Source organism: Frankia sp. CeTa3Moorea (assembly GCF_978021225.1).
The window spans coordinates 1-1,947 of sequence record NZ_CDXDOR010000119.1; the positions used below are offsets into that span (position 1 = coordinate 1).

Consider the following 1,947-nt stretch of genomic DNA (forward strand, 5'->3'; position numbering starts at 1 on the left):
GGAGGGTGGGGCTGTGCCCGGAGGATGGGCTGTGATGGTGCCGGCCGGCGTCGTGGGCGCGCCACGCCGCCCCGTGCGTGTGGCGTTGCCGATGACTGCACCGATGTCCGTGCGGTGCCGCGCTGTATGCCGTATGGAAGAACGATGCAGGAGGAACGCGTGGCGGACGAGCGTCGGCCCTTCGCCGACGACAGCGGGACCCCCGAATCGGTCTGGCAGGGATGGGATCCGGGGTGGGCGGAGCTGGATCTGACCGTTCCGCCCACGAACGCGGTGATCGTGGCTCCCCACCCGGACGATGAGGTGCTGGGCATCGGTGGCCTGATGACCATCCTGTCCACGCTGAGCGTGCCGCTCACCGTTGTTGCGGTAACCGACGGTGACGCATCCCATCCCGGATCTCCGACGCTGTCGCCGGCCGAGCTTGCGCGGCGACGGGTGGCGGAACAGCATTCCGCTCTCGCCGAACTCGGACTGGCCCAGGTGCCGGTGCATCGGGTCGGCCTGCGCGACGGGCGGGTCGCCGGGCACGAGGAGCTGTTGGCCGACCAGCTGGAAGCGTTGCTCACCGCCGACGGGTGGCTGCTCGCAACGTATGCCGGGGATCGTCATCCAGATCATGAGGCGACGGGTCGGGCGGCGGAGATCGCCGCCGCGCGGACGGGCACCCGGCTGCTCGAGTACCCCGTCTGGACCTGGCACTGGGCGGTGCCGGACGACCCGCGAGTTCCCTGGGCCAGGGCGCGACGGGTGCATCTTCCTGTCGATGTGCAGCGGGCCAAGCAGCGAGCGGTCGACTGCTACCGCACCCAGATTGCCCCGCTTTCAGCCCATCCGGCCGATGCTGCGGTGCTTCCGGCCGAGGCCCTGGCGCGGCTCCTGCGCCCAGCCGAGACGGTCTTCGTCTGACCGTTGCGAGTCATGAAGCATGAGTAGGCCCCTTGCTCGCAGCCACCTGTTGCCGGATGGCGGCCCTACAGCCGGAGCGGGTCTTCGAGCTCACGTCCGGTTGCCCATGCGGTGACACGGGCAACCTGCCGGTCGAGGCCGGGGTACTGGCCGGCGGAGGAGACCCGCGCGTACACCGCGACGGCTCCCGTGGGGCGTTCGACGGCGGACGGCTCGACCAGGATCAGCCGCCCGACCCGGCGCGCCGGTACGGGCAGCTTCCCTTCCCGAAACCAGCGGTAAGCGGTGACGTAGTGGACACCCTCACGCTCCGCTCACTGCTTCAAGTTCACTCACACATCACTTACTCAAAAGCCAGCAGGTCGCTGCCCCGCGGGGACATCTCCCGCAGCGGCAGGCCGCGGTCGTCGAAGGCCGCGGTCGTCGAAGGCCGCGGTCGTCGAAGGCCGCGTCGTCCGCTCCGGTGATTCCGAAGACGGTCGGCCTGGTGTCGATCCAGCGATTGATCAGCCAGTGCAGCAGGTTGATGGTGACGACCGCCGGAGCGACGATGGCGGCGACCCCGGGAATCGCCGGCTCCAAGGCCAGGGACAGCACGATGCTCGTGATGCCGTTCTGCTGGGAAGCGGCCAGATAAACCCGGTCACGTCGGGACATGCGGTGGGTGAGAAGGTAGCCGACGAGACCCTGTGCGGCGAAGGCTGCGGCTCCTAGAGCGGCCCCGTGCACAAAGGCGATTCCGTCGGAGAGAAGCAGGCCGAGCGCGATCGCCGCCCCATAGAACGCGACCCGTACGGTCCTCTCCACGAGGTGGGGGAAGAAGTCGTCCCCGCGCTCGGGGAAGAGCTTGGCATCGGGACGGAGGATCAGCCCACCGATTGCCACCGCCAGCATGAGAAAGAACCCTGCTCCTACCATGATCAGGCCCGCTGTCAATGCCAGGGCGCTGGTCGCGTGTCTCTTGGCGCCCCCCCACAGCAGGGCGGTGAGGGTGGCGAGGCCGAGGTTGAGCGCCAGGCCGACGAAGAAACCGCTGAC

At 69.0% G+C, this 1,947-nt stretch carries 1 protein-coding gene and 2 pseudogenes; 1 reads left to right on the forward strand and 2 read right to left on the reverse strand.

What is annotated here, in order from left to right:
- Nucleotides 1-144 precede the first annotated feature (144 nt).
- Complete coding sequence (locus AC08OV_RS18280; protein WP_476620001.1) at nt 145-909, forward strand: PIG-L deacetylase family protein; 765 nt, start codon at nt 145-147, stop codon at nt 907-909.
- An 86-nt stretch (nt 910-995) separates the two neighbouring features.
- Here AC08OV_RS18280 and AC08OV_RS18285 read toward each other — a convergent pair.
- Nucleotides 996-1,223 (reverse strand): annotated as a pseudogene (locus AC08OV_RS18285) (IS607 family transposase); the annotation flags it as partial.
- A gap of 25 nt (nt 1,224-1,248) precedes the next feature.
- Nucleotides 1,249-1,947, reverse strand: a pseudogene (locus tag AC08OV_RS18290) (hypothetical protein); the annotation flags it as partial.

What these genes read in the sequence shown, in the direction of transcription:
- AC08OV_RS18280 (WP_476620001.1), top strand. Translation starts at nt 145, where the DNA reads ATGCAGGAGGAACGCGTGGCGGACGAGCGTCGGCCCTTCGCCGACGAC.